Genomic DNA, 19,478 nt, shown 5'->3' with positions numbered 1-19,478 from the left:
AGAGATCCTTGACGGGGGTGTCTGCGTTGACGTTTAAACTGATATCGCGCTTAAACTAAAGTCGCGATCGCTTTATCCAGTTTCGCCAAGCCTTCTTCAATTTCTTGTTGTGTGATAACGAGTGATGGTGTGAAACGTACGACATTGGCACCCGCAACCAATACCATGAGACCTTGTTTACCTGCAGCAACCAGCACGTCACGCGCACGGCCTTGCCATTCTTCATTTAGTGCAGCGCCAAGTAATAGGCCTTGACCGCGCACTTCTGAGAAGATGTTGTACTTCGCGTTGATCTTCTCTAGACCTTCACGGAACATTGCTTCGCGTTCTAGCACACCAGCCAAAACCTCTGGCTTAGTGACTTCATTTACAACCGCTTCTGCAACCGCACACGCTAGTGGGTTACCGCCATATGTAGAACCGTGAGTGCCCACTTTCATGTGCTCTGCCAATTTTGCTGTCGTTAGCATTGCACCGATTGGGAAACCGCCACCAAGTGATTTCGCAGTACTTAGAATATCTGGCGTGATACCTAAACCTTGGTAAGCGTAGAAGTTACCTGTACGGCCATTACCAGTCTGCACTTCATCGAAGATCAGTAAGGCGTTGTGTTTGTCACACAGCTCGCGAACCGCTTGAGCGAACTCAGGCGTTGGTGGCACGATGCCGCCTTCACCTTGTAGTGGCTCCATCATAACCGCACAAGTACGATCAGACATGTGCGCTTGTAAAGCTTCGATATCGTTGTAAGGAAGGTGTGTCACGTCGCCTGGCTTAGGACCGAAGCCGTCAGAGTATGCCGCTTGGCCACCAACCGTTACGGTAAAGAATGTACGACCGTGGAAACCTTGTTTGAATGCAATGATTTCAGACTTCTCAGTGCCATGAACGTCTGCTGCATAACGACGTGCCAGCTTCAAAGCGGCTTCGTTTGCTTCTGCGCCAGAGTTAGCAAAGAACACTCGCTCAGCAAAACTCACTTCTGTTAGCTTTTTCGCCAGACGAAGGGCTGGTTCGTTCGTCATAACGTTACTTAAGTGCCAAAGCTTGTTAGCTTGCTCTGTTAGTGCGTTTACCATTACTGGATGACAATGGCCAAGACAGCTCACTGCAATACCACCAGCAAAGTCGATGTATTCATTACCGTCCTGATCCCAAACACGTGAACCTTCACCTTTAACAGGGATCATTTCCATCGGGTTATAGCAAGGTACCATTACCTCATCGAATAAACCGCGCTCTACTTTAATTTCCGTTGTCATTGCACATTCCTTCTTGATACCGCATGCGTAGCAGATAAGCGAATTTAACCGGCTCTCTTTGCCAGCAAATAATGTTTTGCATTTAAGCTATTGCGGCATTGTATTTACATTTAATTAACCATTTCAATAGTGATTTATTCTTTTCGTTCTCGAAAGCAACTTCCATTAATCACTGCTTATGACTATTTATGCATCAAGAAAGTAAAATAGAGAAGTGATTTTTTATAAATGTTATGTAATACAGGGGATAGAAGGTTTAAAAAGACATGAATAGACAAAGAGACTCGAGAGAATCGCATAGTTTTGCAATCCGCTCACCTCAGCAAAAAGATGAATGATTTGTTAAGAAAAGTGATCGCGATCAGATCGTTTTGCGTGCTAAAAAGTTCGCAAGCAACTCGTGACCTTGCTCAGTTTTGATTGATTCTGGGTGGAACTGCACCGCATCAATTGGCAAGGTTTTATGTTGGTAACCCATTATTTCATCCATGCTTCCGTCAGGCAGTTCTGTCCATGCAGTCAGTTCAAACACGTCGGGTAAAGTACCGTTTTTCACCACAAGAGAGTGATAACGGGTTACCGTGAGTGGGTTATTCAGATTTTTAAACACACTGCGACCGTTGTGACGAATTGGTGAGGTCTTGCCGTGCATCACTTGTCGAGCACGTACCACTTCCCCCCCAAACACTTGCGCTATCGCTTGATGGCCAAGGCAAACACCCAATATTGGAAGCTTACCAGCGAAGTGTTCTATCGCTTTCAGTGAAATACCTGCTTCGTTCGGCGTACATGGCCCTGGCGAGATCACCAAATGAGTTGGATTGAGCGCCTCAATGCCTTGGATGTCGATTTCATCGTTACGCACCACCTTTACGTCTGCACCAAGCTCGCAGAAGTATTGGTAAAGGTTGTAGGTAAACGAATCATAATTATCGATAATTAACAGCATGGGACTACATCGTGGAAACCTGAAAGCGAGTATTGTGCCGCCTTTTTATCTAAACGCAAGTACGATCAGTTATTCCACCTCGGCTCGCAGGAACTTACTCAGCAGGCTTTCTAGCGCACTTCTCTCTTCAGAGTCAAGACAAGTTAAGTGTTGTTCCATGCTCGCGACATGCGCTTCAAGCACCTGATCTAAAAAGGCAACACCGTCTTCCGTCAATGTCACTCGATTACTTCTGCGGTCGCTTTCGCTCGCTACGCGGTGCACCCAACCTTTTTGTACCAAGCCTTCTAAGCGTGTACTCACTGCACCAGACGAAATCATCAACGTTTTGTACAACTTTGTCGGCGTGACGGGGTCTATGCTACGTCTTAGCGTGGCCAGAATATCGAACTCAATTGCGCTGATCCCAGCATCACCGCACACTTGGCCATGGACCTGTTCCCAGAAGTTTGCCGCGCGACGAATGCGCCCAACCACGCCCATCGAAGAACAATCTAAGTCAGGTCGTGCTTGCTGCCACTGCTGAAGAATCTTATCTACACCGTCCATTACATCATCCCCATTATCATCACTAACTAAAAACCTTTTCAAAAAGATACTTGACCAAAAGAAAAAACGCCATTACTTTTAAAAAACAATCTTTCACAAAAGATACTTTACAGGAGGTATTATGACCAACGCAGAAAGGATTCAAGCAATACTGCTCACCGCGATTGCTCCCATCGTTTGGGGCAGCACCTACATCGTCACTACTGAGTTGCTACCCGCAGATAGTCCCCTACTCGCGTCTGCGATACGCGCACTTCCGGCGGGATTATTACTCATCGCTTATACGCGGTGCTTTCCGAACCAGCAATGGTGGGGAAAACTCGCATGCCTTGGAGTGCTCAACATCGGACTGTTCTTTTACTGCCTGTTTTTTGCTGCAAGTTACCTACCTGGAGGAACCGCGGCACTGGTCATGTCGAGCCAGCCGATCATAGTGATGCTGCTCAGTGGGCTGGTATTAAAAAGTAAGATCGCTTTGAGCCACTGCATCGCAGCAATCTTCGGGGTGCTTGGTGTAGCGCTTATCGTCATCAACGAAACGGTGCAGATCAGCGCGCAAGGAATTGTTCTGGCGGTACTAGGTACATTAAGCATGGCAAGTGGCGTGGTGCTCACCAAATACTGGGGACGTCCGGAGAATATGTCGACATTGGCGTTCACTGGCTGGCAACTCCTTGTCGGAGGCATCCTTTTATTACCTGCAGCGCTATGGTTTGAAGGTCTACCAGACACCATTTCACTGAAAAACTTGGCCGGATACAGCTACCTAACCATAGTGGGCGCCGTACTCGCTTACGCACTGTGGTTTAAAGGAATCGAGCGTCTTCCTGCAACAAACGTCGCGTTTCTAGGATTTCTGAGTAGCGTCTCGGCGAGCGTGTTGGGCTACATATTTTTAGATGAAATACTCACACCACTGCAATTGTTAGGTGCAGGAGCAATACTGATTTCGATCTTTTTGGCCTCCCATAGTCCTAAAACTGCAAATGCATAACACCAATAAACAAGATATTAAATTAAAAAGGAAATGATTATGAAACTAACGATTGTATCTGGCAGCCAAAGGGTAAATTCACAAAGTCTCAAAGTGGCTCGTTTTCTCAAACAGCACGGTTTGCAAGAATTCGACCAAGTGGAGATCCTCGATCTGCATGAGCTGAACCTACCATTTTGGAATGAAGGCGTTTGGCAAGGTAGCCAAGAGTGGGATGTTTGGACACCAATCGCGCAAAAACTGAAAGAGTCTGACGCGTTTGTCTTTATCACACCGGAATGGCACGGGATGGCAACCCCAGCGCTGAAAAACTTCCTATTACTGACGACAGCAAACGAACTGGCACATAAACCAGCACTATTGGTGAGTGTCAGCGTGAGTATCAACGGTGTTTACCCGATCAGCGAATTGCGCATGACCGGCAGCAAAAATAACCACGTGTGCTTTTTGCCTGACCACCTCATTGTGCGCAACAGCGATAAACTCATCGATCAAGATGCGAATAGCGATGACAGTGATTTTGTTGCTCGCACTCAATACACCTTGAAACTGCTCAGCTGCTACGCGAGCGCATTAGCACCAGTGCATCAGGACATGCTGCCGATCGGTAAACCATTTACCTATGGGATGTAATCGTCATTCAAGCCGCTCAGTATTGGGCGGCTTTTAGTTTAACCTCTCTCCAAGCAACTATTAGCAACGCTAATAGTTTCAGTAGTAATCCGGTTTGTTTGAATTGTTTCAATAGTGTTAAATCATTCTCAATTAAAGGGGAGATGTATGAACATTATTGAAGTCTTAGAACCTTGGTTAGCCGACGCGATTAGTATCCGTCATGCCATTCATAAGCAACCAGAATTAGGTTTTGAAGAAAATAACACTCAAGCGTTAGTGGTTGCCGAGCTCGAAAAGTACGGCGTAGATGAAATCTGTACTGATTTCGCCAAAACGGGCGTAGTGGGTGTGATTCACGGCTCGATCGGGGACGGAAAGAGCATCGGTCTTCGCGCCGACATGGACGCGCTACCCATCCATGAAGCCAACACATTTGCCCACCGTTCGTGCCACGACGGTAAAATGCACGCCTGTGGCCATGACGGTCACACCACTATGTTGCTACTCGCTGCGCGCTACTTGGCCCGGTCGCGTAACTTTGCAGGCAAAGCGGTGCTGATATTCCAACCGGCAGAAGAAGGTCGCGGTGGCGCCGAGACCATGATCACCGACGGCGTGTTAGAGCGCTTCCCGATCGACGAATGCTACGCTCTGCACAATATGCCGGGCATTCCTGAAGGGCATTTCGCATTTAAGACGGGGCCAATAATGGCGAGCTCTGACCGTCTGTTTGTCACTGTCGACGGAAAAAGTGGTCATGCTGGCTTACCACACACAACCCAAGATCCATTGCTTGTCGCGACCCATATTTACCAAGGTATTCAAGGCATGGTCAGCCGCAACTACGACCCGTTTGATCCACTAGTGGTTTCGGTCACACAGCTGCATTGTGGAGAAACAACCAACGCCATCGCCGACCAAGCTCATATGAGCGGTACGTTCCGTACTTTGTCTCAACAAACACGAGATAGCTTGGTTGAACGACTCGAGCAACTAGTAGCTCACAGCGCCAAGGCGCACGGGATGCAAGCAGAATTTAAACTCGGACCAATTTCTCACCCACCGACGGTTAACACCGAAAACGAAACTCGGCGAGCGATCGACGCAGCGGCTCAAACCGTTGGAGCTGAGCGCGTTAACCCAAGCTGTGAAGCTATGCTAACCAGCGAAGACTTCGCCTTTTTCCTCAACAAAGTACCGGGTTGCTACGGCTTTATCGGCAACGGCACTGAGGAGCAAGGATGCAGCGTTGGCCTGCACAACAAAGCCTACGACTTTAACGACCGGCTGCTGCCGATTGGCGCCGCTTACTTTATCAATTTGATTGAACAGCAATAACAACAAATGAGGGGAAGTGACTCCCCTTTTTACACAAAGGAGTGTTCTAACAATGTCGACTGCAATTACGCAAAAATCGAGTTCAGGCGCGTCAATGATCGACCGCATTGAGCGACTGGGCGATAAAGTCCCTCATCCCTTCTATCTGTTTATCTTCCTGTGCCTCAGCGTCATGCTGCTCTCTTGCCTATTCTCGTTTATTGGCGGCGGCGTGACCCATCCATCTACGGGTGAAGTAGTGCACGTTAAGAGCCTAATCAGTGGTGAAGGTCTGGTTTACATCCTGCAATCGACGGTGAATAACTTCGTCTCGTTTAAACCACTCGGATTGGTCTTATGTATGATGCTAGCGGTGGGGCTATTGCAAGAAGTAGGCTTGGCCGACAGTGCAATCAAGCAATCATTGCTCAACGCGCCGCGTCAGTTTGTCACCGCGTCGATTTTCGTCACTGGTATCATCGGTAACCTCGCCTCAGACGCTGCGTTCATTTTGGTTCCCCCTCTCGCAGGTCTGATTTTTGCGGCAACCAACCGCAACCCAATTGTCGGCATCGCCGCAGGTTTTGTCGCGGTCGCGGCTGGGTTTACCGCCAACCTATTTATTGCTGGCACCGATGTATTACTTTCCGGTATTTCAACCGAAGCGTCTGCCATCGTTGAACACGTCGAAGTTAGCCCGGCAGCAAACTGGTACTTTATGTTGCTTTCCGTTCCGATTTTAGTCGTCACAGGGACGCTCATCACCGACAAATACATCGAGCCTAAATTCGCGCATAAAGTGACAACCAACCACGCCGATAGTGAACCGTCTTTTGAAATTACCACTAAGCAAAAGAGTGCGTTGAAATGGGCTGGAGCAGCGTCTTTGGTGTTTATCGCTTTGCTTTTGGCCGCCCTGCTGCCAGCCGATTCACCTCTACGTAATGCAGACGGCGGTTTGGTACCTTCACCTTTCCTAAAAGGGATTATCCCGATCATCATGGCATTCTTCTTTATGAATGCGGTGGTTTACGGCGTCAAAGCGGGTACGATCAAACAAGCCAGTGATATTCCTGACTTGATGTCCAAAGCGCTCAAGGGCGTTGGCGGCTACATTGTCTTGGTATTTGTGATTGCCCAGTTCATTGCTTGGTTTAAGTGGTCTAATTTAGCTATCTTTATTGCGGTGAATGGTGCGGAATGGATTTCGTCTGTCGAGATGCCAAAGCTGGCGATGATGGCGCTGTTTATGATGCTTGCTGGCGTGATGAACATGATTGTGTTTAGTGGTTCGGCGCAATGGGCGATCATGGCCCCGGTATTTATCCCACTCTTTATGTTACTTGGCGTAGACCCGCAAATTACGCAAATGGGCTATCGTATTGCCGACTCCACCACCAACATCATTTCACCGACCAATCCATATATTCCGATGGTACTGGCGCTGATCGCCAAATATAATCCGCAAGTGAAATTTGGTACTTTCCTCGCGATGATGGTGCCATACGCTCTGGTGCTATTTAGTGTTTGGGGCGGGCTATTCCTGATTTACATGCTGACAGGTTTACCCGTCGGGCCAATGTAACGTCGCTTAACGACTGGGGATAAACTCAGCAAAGCCCCAGTCGCTGACATGCTTTTTCAAAATCAAACTGAACTCATCGACTAACTCTCGATGAGTTTCTTTACGTGTAATGAGCCCTACTGAGCGGTACTGAACCGGTTGAACAATCGGAATAAAGCGAACTTCCACGTTGTTGCTCAACTCACCGATAGTGGAAGACAGAATCGTCGAACCTAGTCCGCTGGAAATCATCCCTAATAGTGTTGAGGTATGCGAAGCGCTCAACTCCGGATCATAGGTTAAACCAATGCGTTGAAACGCTTCGTCGGCAAGTGTGCGTAAACTGTTCCCGGGGCTGACACCAATCGACGCGTATTGATGCGCTTGTTCCCAACTGACTTGCTTATGCTCGGCGAGCGGATGGTCTTGCCGGCAAACAAAGCACAGGTAATCGCGAAACAGTAAATCAAAGTTCAATTCTGGGTGATTCGGATTGGTGTTGATGCCGATGTCTGCCTGCCCTTGTAGTACTGAATGGGTAATGTCATCAACCCGTTCTTCAATTAAGCGAAAAGTAAAATCTGGATAGCGCTTTTTCAGGTCATTGAGGGTTTTCGGCGCTAAGGATGCACACAACGTATATAGCGACGAAACCACCAGCGACTTGTTGTAGCCGTGCTGGCGGTCTTTGTTTTGCTGAACTAGTTTATCCAAGCGATTAACGATAAATCGCGCTTCCTGATACAACTGCTCGCCCGCTTCGGTGAGGATGATTTTCCTGCCTTGGCGCTGATAGAGTTCGCTGGCAAGTTGCTGGGTCAGCTTTTTCATCATCTGGCTCAACGCAGACTGGGTGATGTGCACCTTTTCAGCGGCATAAGTAAAATTTTGTTCCTCAGCCAAGGCGATAAAAGCTTTGAGCTGACGATAGCTAATGTCCATTTAGTAGTCTCACCCTTTGCTCTGCTGAAAAAGTATACCCAAACTTGGTAACTAATACGTCAATATGATTATCCATTTCTATATTTTTTCTGAACATAAAGGCCAGCATAGGCTGGCCTTTGGTCTTTACAGCTATTTAGGAACTGTTTGTCAGGAAGTAAATTCGCTTAGCGGCGACGACGGAATAAGCCGAGACCTAGCAGCGCAAATAGCGCGCCAAAACCAAACGAACCACCATCTGAATCCTTCGACACTTCTGTTCCAGCTTCAGTTTGCGTCATTGAAACATCACGAACAGAGCTAAACTTCACGATATTACCTGTCGAGTCAGTCACTTTCTCTTCTAACTGATAATTACCTTGCTCTGGCGTTTGTTCAAACTCAATATTCACGCTACGCGCATCAATATCAGCTTGAACTAAAGTTTGGCTAGCCGAGTAAGCTTTCGTATCGCTGCTTGCCGCAGCCGCTTGTGTGGATGGCGTTAAGTTCACCGTAACAATATCGCCCACAACCGCCGTTGGTGGTAAACGGACATCGACGGCTAAGTTGTCACCTGCTTTCGGTAAATCGATGTCATCATCTGGTAAATCAATCGCGATGATCACTGGATCGTGGTCAGAGGCAGAGAACGCATCTTTGTACTTCGGCATGTCACCCGTGTATTTGCTGCTGTATTCAAACAAGTTACTTTCTAGAGAGTTGATGTGCCAATCTTCAATTGCTACCACTTTTTGCGCTAGGCTACTGCTTGCCAATGCGTGGTCCAAATTACCCAGCTCGCCCGAATAGGTGTAAGAAAACGTATCAGTGCCGTGCAGCAACGTGTTTAAGTTGTGCAGACCGTAACCTTTTTCAATTTTGGTCTTCTCTACTTGAAGTTCACCATCACCAATGGTTGTGTAAGCAGCAGTATAAATGTCACGGCCGTATTTCTCTTTCGAGTAATCAGTCAGTGTCAGAAGTGGGTCTTCCATGCCATAAGCATTGAGGTCGCCCATGAGCAATACATCGCCTTTCACCTCTTTCAACGCTTCACCCACTGCGTGCGCAGCAGAAACGCGGAAGTTGTTACAGTTGCCTTGCAGATCCGCTGGCTCAGAATCTTCTACACCAGCAATCCACTCTTCAATACACTCAGAGCCTTTCGACTTAAAGTGGTTTACGACAATAGACAAATCTTCACCCGTCTCTTTCACCGTAAAGGTCTGAAGTAGACTGTGGCGTTGGTACTTATCGTAAGCAGGGTTACTTTCTGTGCCCTCTTTACGAGTAATTGTGTTTTCTGCAATGTGCTGCTCTGGCGTGATGATCACTTTTGCAGCGTCTTTTGGCGTTACTGCGTTAGCACGATATAAAATCGCCACCATGATCGCATCACTGCCAAAGTATTCGTCTTGGTATTTGTCTTGCTCTTCGATTTCGACATACGTGTAATGATCTTCAGCGTCATCAATCTCAGCATTTAGGGCATCAACTAAGTTTTGGATAGCACTGCCATCACCAAAGCCGTTGTTTTCCACTTCCATCAAACCAATGATGTCAGCGTCCATCTTGTTCATCGCCGCAACGATTTTCGCTTGTTGGATCAGGAACTCATCTAGGTTAGTCGCACCACGGTTTTGTCCGGTTGGGTTTTCATGGCCACTGTCAGCCACGGAGTTGAAGTAGTTCAGTACGTTGAAGCTTGCAATACGCAAATCTGAGTCCGCAATCGCTGGGGCATCTTTACGAGCCACATCGAAGCCTTCACCTGAAGTCACAAAGTTGGTGTTATCGACTTCATTGGTCGCAATCAGGCGGTATTCGTTGTAGCTGTAAGCCACGACACCCTGAAGACCTTCTACTCGAGAACCAAGGCGAATGTGCTGCTCTGAAGAGCCATCTTGGTCTGCATCTTTAGCAAAATCTGGGTAGTATGGGATTTGGCCGTTTGGTGCTTTGCCATCTGATTCTAGGTATACGCGGTTTGCTGCGTTGTCTTTTGCTAGCTCAACGGCTGCATCGCTCTCTGCCGCGTGTAATTGAGTCGGCTTTAACAATGGCGCTTCATGAGAGAGCATCATATTGTTACGACGTGAATCGTAGTCGTAAGAGAAGTTGCGAGTTACAAACAAGTCACTTGCCGAGGTCAACTCAACTTGCATCCCTTCATGACGCTCAAGCGCATCACGTAGTGTCTCACCTTCTTTGATAACAAGATCGGTAACTCGAGAGGTTTCAGAGGTGCCTGTTTTCACATAGCTGTTAGCATCAGAAGCAAGCTGAGTATTGCTGTAATACTCTTGAACTTTACCTTTCACACAAACAACGTCACCAGCTTTCAGCGCCGTGTCTGCCGCGTCAGTATGAATGAACAAGCCTTCTGAGGTCTTGTCGTTGTTGTCGCTTTCTAATGCTTGTAGGTAGAAACCTTTGGTTAGGCCAGTGGTAACAGCAGTCACGACACCCGTTACGAAATGATCTTCGTCAGTAATGTATGGGTAACCATCAATGAATGGAGACGTATCGCCTTCACCTTGAATATCTTGGATGGTAGTGAAGTTAGGTTGCTGACCGTCGACTTCACAAGCGAATGGTGCTGGTGGCTCAGTCGCATTTAGCTCACCAAGGCCGTCAATGTTGTCTTTCTCAAATGCCGTCCACTGAGATGCATCATAAGTAGCAGAAGGGGTTAGTGCATCACTGTTACGAACTAATGTGGTGTCTTTACCAAAATCTACGTCACCCATCACACCGATGATGTCGTGCACTTCACCATCTTTCAGCAGTGCGATCGGGTCGTCACCGTTAAAGTTCGCAACGCTTTTATCTGTGATATCGGCGATAGCTTTGATGGTATCGCTCGCGTCACCATGCGCCAGTACATACACTTGGTTAGCTTGTATCGTCACTTGGCTAAGGTCGAATGTGCTGCCCCAAGTACCACCACCGTTTGATGATTTCGCCAACTCGTAGCCAGTGAGTGTCACCGCAGTATCACCCGTATTAGCGATCTCTACCGCTTTATTATAAGCGCCGCCTTCTACGTATTGGGAAATAATAATCTCTGCGTTCGCGTTTGCACTAAGTGCACTGGCGATGGTTAATGCGAGTATTGAGGGTTTGATTAACGTGTCCATTGTCATACCTGATATTTATGTAAATGCAAATTTAGCTCTGGTTAGAGCCTGCCATTTGCGTCTACTATCAGGTTTATTTATGAAATAAATAAGAATGAGCAATTAAAGCCGTGAAATGAATCACATGTGAATATAAGAAAATATGCCAGAGCATCCCATTCAAACATTTTTTGTAATAAATACAGAGCGCTATTGATAAACAAATCAGAATTTAGATTGATTACTCAGTTTACTTTTTCACTTCATGTTAAGGAGTAGAAAATACATCACTTGTTGAGTTGCTTATTAACCCAACCGTTCCTGTTACAAATAAAAAATATAATTAGTCACTAATTTAGAATGCTTTAATTTTCACTTGTATCACTGTTCAAGCCCAAGAATCTATTACTCGCTTCGTTCTCTCTTATACAGGCCCCTCATACTTCAAAGTGTTCATGATTTATTCAATAACTTTTCATTACTCACTAGCCAAAAACATACACAAAAGATATAACACCTGCGCGAGACAATAAGATCTCATTAGCTGTAAACCCAGGAACGACAAATGAAAAAAATTCAACGCAGTGTGCTAGCTTTCTCCCTACTTGGCTTGATAGCGGGGTGTCAGTTGACCGCCAGTGAGCCACTTCAACCTACGGCGAATCAAGACATCATCGAATCAGCCAAAAATGAACTGGATGGTATTGAAGAGCTAGAAGTCAGTGACGAGGGTGTTATTACCTTTACTCAGCGTCTAAGAACGCCAGGAACCTACTGGATTCCAGCGAGAATTAAAGAACTCAGCTACGATATATCATGCGTACAGCTTAGTTACTTCATTGATAGAGGCATGGTTGTGAAGTCTGCCTTTCTAGGGGCTCGAGGACGTGTTGAATATTACGACATGGAACGCTGTATGAAAGACACACCATTTCAGTAATACAGGCATAAAAAAGCTCCACCAAAGTGGAGCTTTTCGTATTCGTTCTTAGCAACTATGGGCGAGCTACAAAACCTACTGCTTCGTATGCTTTCTTAAGCGTTTCAGCCGCTCGTGCCGAGGCTTTCTCAGCGCCTTGCTGCATTACCTCGTCCATGTAAGCACGATCAGCGCGAATACGGTGATATTCTGCTTGAATTGGCTCAAGCATTGCTACAACTGCCTCACCAACATCTTTCTTAAATGGGCCATACATTTCTACGCCTTGGTACTTCGCTTCAATCTCTTCGAAGCTCATGCCTGTCGCCGCAGAGTACAGACCCATTAGGTTAGCAATGCCCGCCTTGTTCTCGATATCATGACGGATACTTGGTGGCGTTTCGGTATCGGTTTGCGCTTTGTTGATCTTCTTAAGGATCGACTTAGGCTCTTCCAGCAGCGTGATAACGTTCTTACGGTTGTCATCAGATTTAGACATCTTCTTCGTTGCGTCTTGAAGGCTCATTACACGCGCATTTACTGTCGGAATGTAAGGCTCTGGAACTTGGAAGATTGGCTGCTCTGGCGAGTAAATATTGTTGAAACGCGTTGCGATATCTCGCGCTAATTCTAGATGTTGCTTCTGGTCACTGCCTACAGGTACTTGGTGCGCACCGTAAAGCAAAATGTCAGCAGCCATCAACACCGGGTAGTCAAATAGACCGACGTTTACGTCATTCGCGTAACGTGCCGATTTGTCTTTAAACTGAGTCATACGGCTCAGCTCACCCATTTGAGTGTAACAGTTAAGAAGCCAACCTAATTGAGCATGCTCTGGTACATGTGACTGAACAAATAGCGTGCTCTTCTTCGGGTCAACACCAACTGCCAGACAAATTGCCAGTGCGTCTAGAGTTGCTTCATGCAGCGCTTTAGGGTCCTGACGAACCGTAATCGCGTGAAGGTCTACCACACAATATTGGCAATCATAATCGTCTTGCATCTGCTGCCATTGACGTAGAGCACCCAAGTAGTTACCGATACTTAGTTCACCTGAAGGTTGAACACCACTCAATACAATGGGTTTGCTCATTAGAATGATTCCTTTGACTTCTTAATCTAATTAAATGAAAAAAACCGTGCAGTAATAGGTGCACGGTTTACTCAGTGTACTCATTAACGAGTATTTTGGAAGCTCTTTTGTAGCCGTTATGCAGAAACCGCTACAACGTCCAATAATTCTGCCAAACTGTCAGCGACGAAATCTGGATTTGATGCTGAAATAGGTTCACCGTGGTTGTAACCATATGTCAGACCAAATGAGGCACAGCCTGCATTCTTTGCTGCGAGAATGTCGTTTTTCGAGTCGCCAACCATCAGCATTTCACTTGGTTGGATTTGGTGCTTTTCCATCAACCAGTTCAATGCTACTGGGTTTGGTTTTTTCTCTGGGAATGCATCACCGCCAAGGACATCAACGAAGTATTTTGCGATGTCGTGCTTTTCCAAAACGTCAGGCACAAACTTTGAAGGTTTGTTAGTCACCAACGCCATAACAAAGCCCGCTTTGTGCAGCTCTGCTAGTGTCTCTTTTACCGTTGGGTAAAGATGACTTAGCTTGTGACCGCTTTGCTCGTAGTAGTCATCAAACAATACACGCGCTTTAGCACGAAGCTCTTCACTCAGCTCTGGGTTGATGGTCAGGCTTTGGCTTAATGAGCGACCAATAAGCACGTCTGCGCCGTTACCCACATAATCACGAACTTGTTCTTCTGAAACCGATGGAAAGCCAAGCGCCTGTACCGCTTGGTCTGCCGCGACAGCTAGATCTGGCACGCTATCAAGCAAAGTACCATCTAGATCGAAGGCGATGAATTTAATGTCTTGTTGAGTCATAACTTCCCTGAGGATTTTTATTTATAAATCGGTGAAAACGACAAAGGATGGCACCCCATCCTTTGTTTTTATCATTATGTCTGATTCTACAGTAACTGTTTGTTTCGTCGTTACTTTGCAGCAATACGCTGACGAACTGCCTCAAACAAACAGATGCCGGATGCCACAGATACGTTCAAGCTTGAAACGCTACCAGCCATTGGGATCTTAATCAAATCGTCGCAGGTTTCACGAGTCAGACGACGCATACCATCACCTTCTGCCCCCATTACGATAGCAAGGGGTCCAGTCAGTTTTGCTTGGTAGATGTCGTGCGTTGCTTCGCCCGCAGTACCAACAAACCAGATGCCTTTCTCTTGCAATGTACGCATAGTACGAGCCAAGTTAGTCACTCGGATCAATGGCACGACTTCAGCTGCACCACAAGCCACTTTGCTTACGGTTGCGTTCATCGGTGCAGAACGATCTTTCGGTACGATGATCGCCGCAGCACCTGCCGCATCTGCGTTACGTAAACACGCACCAAGATTGTGTGGATCGGTCACTCCGTCTAACACTAATAGCAGTGGTGATTCGTGCTGCGCCAGGATATCATCTATATCGTTCTCATTCAGCTGCTTCGCTGGTTTCACACGAGCGATGATGCCTTGGTGATTTGCACCGCGCGCTTTGTCATCCAAAGTTTTACGTGTCATCTGCTGAATAGAAACACCACAAACCTGAAGATCATTTAGGATTGGCATTAGGCGATCATCTTGACGACCTTTTAAAACGTACGCCTCGATAAAACGCTCTGGTTCGCGCTCCAATACCGCCTTCACTGCGTGAATGCCGTAGATAAATTCGTTACTCATTGTTTAACCTGTTGTTCTGGTCGTATTGCCTGCGCCAACCAAGTTTGAACTAAGTTGGCGCTTCAACCTACTACTGCGCTTCTTTTTTAGTGCGCTTGGTTTTCTTCGGCTTACTGTGCGGCTTCTTTTTACGTGCTTTTTTCACTTTAGGCTTCTCGTTGCCTTCGGCGTCACCACGTTTTGGGCCATTACGCTTACTCGTTGCGCCCGTTTCTTCTGGGCGTTTAGTTGGCTCTATCGCAGGAACTGCACGAGCCGCGCCACCTTCCTTCGATGAAGAGCGAGTCGCAGCGCGTTTTTTATCTTTCGCTTTGCGCTTTGCTTCCGCTGCGCGTTTCTTCGCAGTCTTACCTTCGCCGCGTAGCTTACGACTTGTTTCGACCAATTCAAAGTCAATTTGCTTATCATCGAGGTTAACAGCCAGTACTTTTACTTTTACTGCATCACCTAAGCGGTAGATGTTACCGAAACTTTCACCAATAAGTCGTTGACCAATCGGGTCAAATTGATAGTAGTCGTTCGCAAGGGTAGAAATATGTACCAAACCATCGATGTGCAAATCCGTTAAACGTACAAAGAAGCCAAAGCTAGTGACATTAGCAATAACACCGTCTAGTTCGTCACCGACGTGGTCTTGCATATATTCACACTTCAGCCAATCCGCAACATCACGTGTTGCATCATCAGCACGGCGCTCTGTCATCGAACATTGTTCGCCGTAAAAATCCATGTCGTCAAACGAGTAATGATAGCCACCTGTTGGTGTCCAGCGATCTTGATTACGACCTTCTTCTTTAGCAATCAGATACTTGATTGCACGGTGAAGTAACAAGTCAGGGTAACGACGAATTGGCGACGTAAAGTGCGCATAGCGTTTCAATGCCAACCCAAAGTGCCCCGCGTTATCTGCGTTGTATACCGCTTGCTTCATTGAGCGTAGCAGCATGGTCTGAATCAACTCTTGATCTTGACGCCCGGAGATTTGACGTGCGAGATCAGCATAGTCCGTTGGTGAAGGCTCTAAACCACCTTTTAGCTCAAGACCAAGTTCACTTAAGAAGTCACGGAAACCTTGCAGGCGTAATTCACCTGGAGATTCGTGGATACGATAAAGCGCGGGCTCTTTCGCTTTTTCTACCAGCGATGCCGAAGCAATGTTGGCTAAAATCATACATTCTTCGATGATCTTATGCGCGTCATTACGAATTACTGGCTCAATGCTTTCGATTTTACGTTCCGCATTGAAAATAAATTTGGTTTCAACGGTTTCAAATTCGATTGCACCGCGTTGATCTCGTGCTTCTTTCAGCACTTTGTACATCTTGTGCAACTCTTCTAGATGAAAAACAAGCGGCTGGTAGCGCTCACGTAGTTCTTCATCCCCTTCTAGAATCGCGCTCACTTTGCTATATGTGAGACGAGCGTGCGAGTTCATCACCGCCTCGTAATGCTTGTAACCAGACAGCTTACCTGTATCGGAAATGGTCATTTCGCACACCATACACAAGCGATCTACTTGCGGGTTAAGCGAACATAGACCGTTCGACAGTACTTCTGGCAACATTGGCACAACTTGCGAAGGGAAATATACTGAGTTACCACGATTGATCGCTTCTTTGTCCAACGCAGAGTCAGGACGAACGTAGTAACTGACGTCAGCAATCGCTACCCATAAACGCCAACCACCTTCTTTGTTCTTTTCACAGTAAACGGCATCATCAAAGTCTCGTGCGTCTTCGCCGTCAATGGTCACTAGTGGCAAATCACGTAGATCCACACGACCAACTTTCGCTTCTTCTGGTACTTCTTCGCCTAAGTTTTCGATTTGTTTATCGACGGCTTCTGGCCATTCGTGAGGGATTTGGTGTGTACGAATCGCAATTTGTGTTTCCATACCTGGTGCCATGTTTTCACCAAGGACTTCAACCACTTTACCCATCATGCCGCGTGAGCGTGAGCCACGATCAGTAATTTCAATTACGACTACGTTACCCATGCGTGCACCCGCTTTGTGCTCATTTGGGATCAGGATATCTTGGCTGATACGCGAGTCATCTGGGACAACATAGGAGTATCCATATTCAAGGAAGAAACGACCAACGATTTGATCATTACGCTCCTCTAGCACACGCACCAAACGTCCTTCACGGCGGCCGCGCTTGCTGTTGTCTGTAGGTTGCACTAAGACAAAATCACCGTGGATGATGTTCTTCATCTGATGGTGCGGTAACAGAATATCATCATCCTTGCCGACGCTGCCTTCTGGACGTACCCAACCATGGCCATCACGATGACCAATCACGTAACCTTTCACCATTTCAAGTTTTTCAGGCAATGCATAGCACTGACGGCGGGTAAACACCAGTTGGCCATCTCGCTCCATCGCACGTAGCCGACGACGCAACCCTTCGTATTGCTCTTCGCCCTGAAGCTTTAGTGCCTCAAACAAGTCGTTACGATTCATTGGAACGCCCGCTTGCTCTAGAAACTCGATGATAAACTCTCGGCTTGGAATTGGATTTTCGTAATTTTTGGATTCACGATCTGCAAAAGGATCGTTTGGAATATTGTCTGACATAGGCACGCCTATCTAGCAAGGAAGGTATATGGCTAGTATATCTGAGTCTCTCGATAAGCTACAGAATTGCTTTGAAAAAAGAATGATCGAGATCGACTCTAGGCATGCAAATGAGTTAAGGACGAGCCAGCAAGATCAAAAGTTCAGAATTGTCACTGAGCAAGGATTCAATCGTGCAGTCATCCAACTCCGCCAGAAAGGCACTTTTTGCTTTCGCCAATTTATCTTTGAGGCGGCAAGCAGGGGTAATATGGCAAAAATCCACACCACAGTTGACTAAATCTAACGGCTCTAAATCGCGCACAACACCACCGACTGTGATTTCAGATGCTGGCTTCATCAGCCGGATACCACCGTTTTTTCCGCGCACGGTATGGACATAACCCAACTGTCCTAACCGATTGATAACTTTAACCATATGGTTGCGCGACACACCAAATAAATCCGTCACTTCGGTAATGCTGGTTAACTCATCTTCCGGCAACGAAGCCAAGAAAATTAAGGTTCTCAACGCATAATCAGTGAAACTAGTTAACTGCATATTCTCTCCCAAAGTGCGACTCAATAACCCGCTGGTGATGCTAAAACCCCAAACTTGAGCTATCGATAAAAGTGTAAATCTTTTCTTGATCGAAAGATACATTTGAGATACAACTTTAAACATGCATTATAAATACAACTTAAAGTAGGAAGCCCTTATGCTCAGCAATCAAACTATCGAGATCGTCAAAGCGACCGCACCACTCATCGCCGAAACAGGACCAAAACTGACCGCGCACTTTTACGAGCGTATGTTTACTCATAACCCTGAGTTGAAAGATATTTTTAACATGAGTAACCAGCGTAACGGCGATCAGCGTGAAGCATTATTCAACGCTATCTGTGCCTATGCTGCCAATATTGAAAATTTGCCAGCTCTGCTTGGCGCAGTAGAGAAAATTGCGCATAAGCACACGAGCTTTTTGATCACAGAAGATCAGTACCAAATCGTTGGTAAGCATTTACTTGCTACAATCGATGAGCTTTTTAATCCAGGTCAAGAAGTGTTGGATGCTTGGGCTGAGGCTTACGGCGTACTTGCGAATGTATTTATTCAGCGCGAAGAACAAATTTACCAACAAAATGAAGCTTTGGAAGGCGGCTGGCGCGGTCTACGCGAATTTGAATTAGTCGATAAAAAGATTGAGAGCGAACACATTTGCAGCTTTGTGTTCAAGCCAACCGATGGCCAAAAAGTGGCGCCGTATAAACCGGGACAATACCTTGGCATCTACATCAACAGTGACCAGTTAGAAAACCAAGAAATTCGCCAATATAGCCTGTCTTCTGCGGTCCAAGAGAACACCTACCGTATCTCAGTAAAACGTGAAGAAGGCGGAAAAGTGTCGAACTACCTGCACGATAGCCTGAACATTGGCGAAAAAGTGCAGCTTGCGGCCCCTGCCGGTGATTTCTTTATGGATGCCGAACCACAAACACCCGTTGTTCTAATTTCTGCTGGTGTGGGACTTACTCCAACGCTGTCAATGCTAGAAAGTCTCTCAGCACATCAAGCACCTGTAACTTGGGTTCATGCAACAGAAAATGGCCAACAGCATGCTTTCAAGCAACACGTAAGCCAACTCGTTGCAGAAAAAGAAAATATGAACGCGCTCGTTTGGTATAACCAACCAACGGCAGAAGACAAGCTAGGCGAAGACTTCCACTTCACGGGCTTTGTCAATCTGTATGAAATTGAAGCTGCATTAAAGCAAGATAACGTGCAGGTAGACTTCTGTGGTCCTGTAGGATTTATGCAGCACGTAGCGAAACAGCTATTAGAACTTGGCGTACCAGAAGAGCAATTCCATTACGAATGCTTCGGTCCACACAAAGTGGTTTAAGCGCTACCAACTATCGGGAAAACAACAAAGCCCACGTGACGTGGGCTTTGTTGTA

At 46.6% G+C, this 19,478-nt stretch carries 16 protein-coding genes; 6 read left to right on the top strand and 10 right to left on the bottom strand.

Annotated elements, in window-relative coordinates; genetic code table 11:
- Nucleotides 1-50 precede the first annotated feature (50 nt).
- The 3 genes from R7O12_RS17070 to R7O12_RS17060 form a co-directional block, all read right to left on the bottom strand.
- Nucleotides 51-1,262, bottom strand: coding sequence for an aspartate aminotransferase family protein (locus R7O12_RS17070; protein ID WP_206971028.1), 1,212 nt, complete (start codon nt 1,260-1,262; stop codon nt 51-53).
- Between the two features lie 361 nt (nt 1,263-1,623).
- On the bottom strand, nt 1,624-2,211 hold the full coding sequence (locus tag R7O12_RS17065; RefSeq protein ID WP_065274924.1) for an aminodeoxychorismate/anthranilate synthase component II: 588 nt from the start codon (nt 2,209-2,211) through the stop codon (nt 1,624-1,626).
- Nucleotides 2,212-2,280: 69 nt separating this feature from the next.
- Nucleotides 2,281-2,760 carry a MarR family winged helix-turn-helix transcriptional regulator gene (locus tag R7O12_RS17060; protein ID WP_206971029.1) on the bottom strand — a complete coding sequence of 160 codons (480 nt, stop codon included), beginning with the start codon at nt 2,758-2,760 and terminating at the stop codon, nt 2,281-2,283.
- Nucleotides 2,761-2,881: 121 nt separating this feature from the next.
- Here R7O12_RS17060 and R7O12_RS17055 point away from each other — a divergent pair, with 121 nt between their 5' ends.
- The 4 genes from R7O12_RS17055 to R7O12_RS17040 all read left to right on the top strand — a co-directional run bounded on the left by R7O12_RS17055 (nt 2,882) and on the right by R7O12_RS17040 (nt 7,271).
- The gene (locus R7O12_RS17055; RefSeq protein WP_033907166.1) at nt 2,882-3,754 is read left to right on the top strand and encodes an EamA family transporter; all 873 of its coding nucleotides are present in this window, start codon (nt 2,882-2,884) and stop codon (nt 3,752-3,754) included.
- A gap of 39 nt (nt 3,755-3,793) precedes the next feature.
- Nucleotides 3,794-4,387 (top strand): NADPH-dependent FMN reductase, encoded by a 594-nt coding sequence (locus R7O12_RS17050; protein ID WP_033907167.1) that lies wholly within the window; start codon nt 3,794-3,796, stop codon nt 4,385-4,387.
- 147 nt (nt 4,388-4,534) lie between these two features.
- The gene (locus R7O12_RS17045; protein WP_053303040.1) at nt 4,535-5,707 is read left to right on the top strand and encodes a M20 aminoacylase family protein; all 1,173 of its coding nucleotides are present in this window, start codon (nt 4,535-4,537) and stop codon (nt 5,705-5,707) included.
- A gap of 52 nt (nt 5,708-5,759) precedes the next feature.
- Entirely contained in the window at nt 5,760-7,271 is a 1,512-nt protein-coding gene (locus R7O12_RS17040) for an AbgT family transporter (protein WP_053303039.1), read from the top strand.
- 6 nt (nt 7,272-7,277) lie between these two features.
- On the opposite strand, the gene R7O12_RS17035 is transcribed toward R7O12_RS17040, so the two are convergent.
- Entirely contained in the window at nt 7,278-8,192 is a 915-nt protein-coding gene (locus R7O12_RS17035) for a LysR family transcriptional regulator (protein WP_033907171.1), read from the bottom strand.
- A gap of 167 nt (nt 8,193-8,359) precedes the next feature.
- The gene (locus R7O12_RS17030) at nt 8,360-11,314 is read right to left on the bottom strand and encodes an ExeM/NucH family extracellular endonuclease (RefSeq protein ID WP_318126163.1); all 2,955 of its coding nucleotides are present in this window, start codon (nt 11,312-11,314) and stop codon (nt 8,360-8,362) included.
- Between the two features lie 544 nt (nt 11,315-11,858).
- Between R7O12_RS17030 and R7O12_RS17025 the strand changes: the two genes are divergently transcribed.
- Nucleotides 11,859-12,233 carry a hypothetical protein gene (locus R7O12_RS17025; RefSeq protein ID WP_318126161.1) on the top strand — a complete coding sequence of 125 codons (375 nt, stop codon included), beginning with the start codon at nt 11,859-11,861 and terminating at the stop codon, nt 12,231-12,233.
- A gap of 55 nt (nt 12,234-12,288) precedes the next feature.
- On the opposite strand, the gene trpS is transcribed toward R7O12_RS17025, so the two are convergent.
- The 5 genes from trpS to nsrR form a co-directional block, all read right to left on the bottom strand.
- A complete protein-coding gene (gene trpS, locus R7O12_RS17020) occupies nt 12,289-13,305 on the bottom strand; it encodes a tryptophan--tRNA ligase (RefSeq protein WP_005381398.1) in 1,017 nt (338 codons plus the stop codon).
- Nucleotides 13,306-13,421: 116 nt separating this feature from the next.
- Entirely contained in the window at nt 13,422-14,108 is a 687-nt protein-coding gene (locus R7O12_RS17015; protein WP_005382834.1) for a phosphoglycolate phosphatase, read from the bottom strand.
- 110 nt (nt 14,109-14,218) lie between these two features.
- A complete protein-coding gene (gene rlmB / locus R7O12_RS17010; RefSeq protein ID WP_005381395.1) occupies nt 14,219-14,962 on the bottom strand; it encodes a 23S rRNA (guanosine(2251)-2'-O)-methyltransferase RlmB in 744 nt (247 codons plus the stop codon).
- 70 nt (nt 14,963-15,032) lie between these two features.
- Nucleotides 15,033-17,540, bottom strand: coding sequence for a ribonuclease R (rnr, locus tag R7O12_RS17005; protein ID WP_258615885.1), 2,508 nt, complete (start codon nt 17,538-17,540; stop codon nt 15,033-15,035).
- Between the two features lie 115 nt (nt 17,541-17,655).
- The gene (gene nsrR / locus R7O12_RS17000; RefSeq protein ID WP_005381392.1) at nt 17,656-18,081 is read right to left on the bottom strand and encodes a nitric oxide-sensing transcriptional repressor NsrR; all 426 of its coding nucleotides are present in this window, start codon (nt 18,079-18,081) and stop codon (nt 17,656-17,658) included.
- A gap of 157 nt (nt 18,082-18,238) precedes the next feature.
- Here nsrR and hmpA point away from each other — a divergent pair, with 157 nt between their 5' ends.
- Nucleotides 18,239-19,423 (top strand): NO-inducible flavohemoprotein, encoded by a 1,185-nt coding sequence (hmpA, locus tag R7O12_RS16995; protein ID WP_318126158.1) that lies wholly within the window; start codon nt 18,239-18,241, stop codon nt 19,421-19,423.
- Nucleotides 19,424-19,478: the final 55 nt, after the last annotated feature.

The organism is Vibrio sp. Vb1574 (assembly GCF_033338675.1).
The sequence above is the reverse complement of the archived record's forward strand: the minus strand, read 5'-3'. Positions and strand labels throughout refer to the sequence as shown.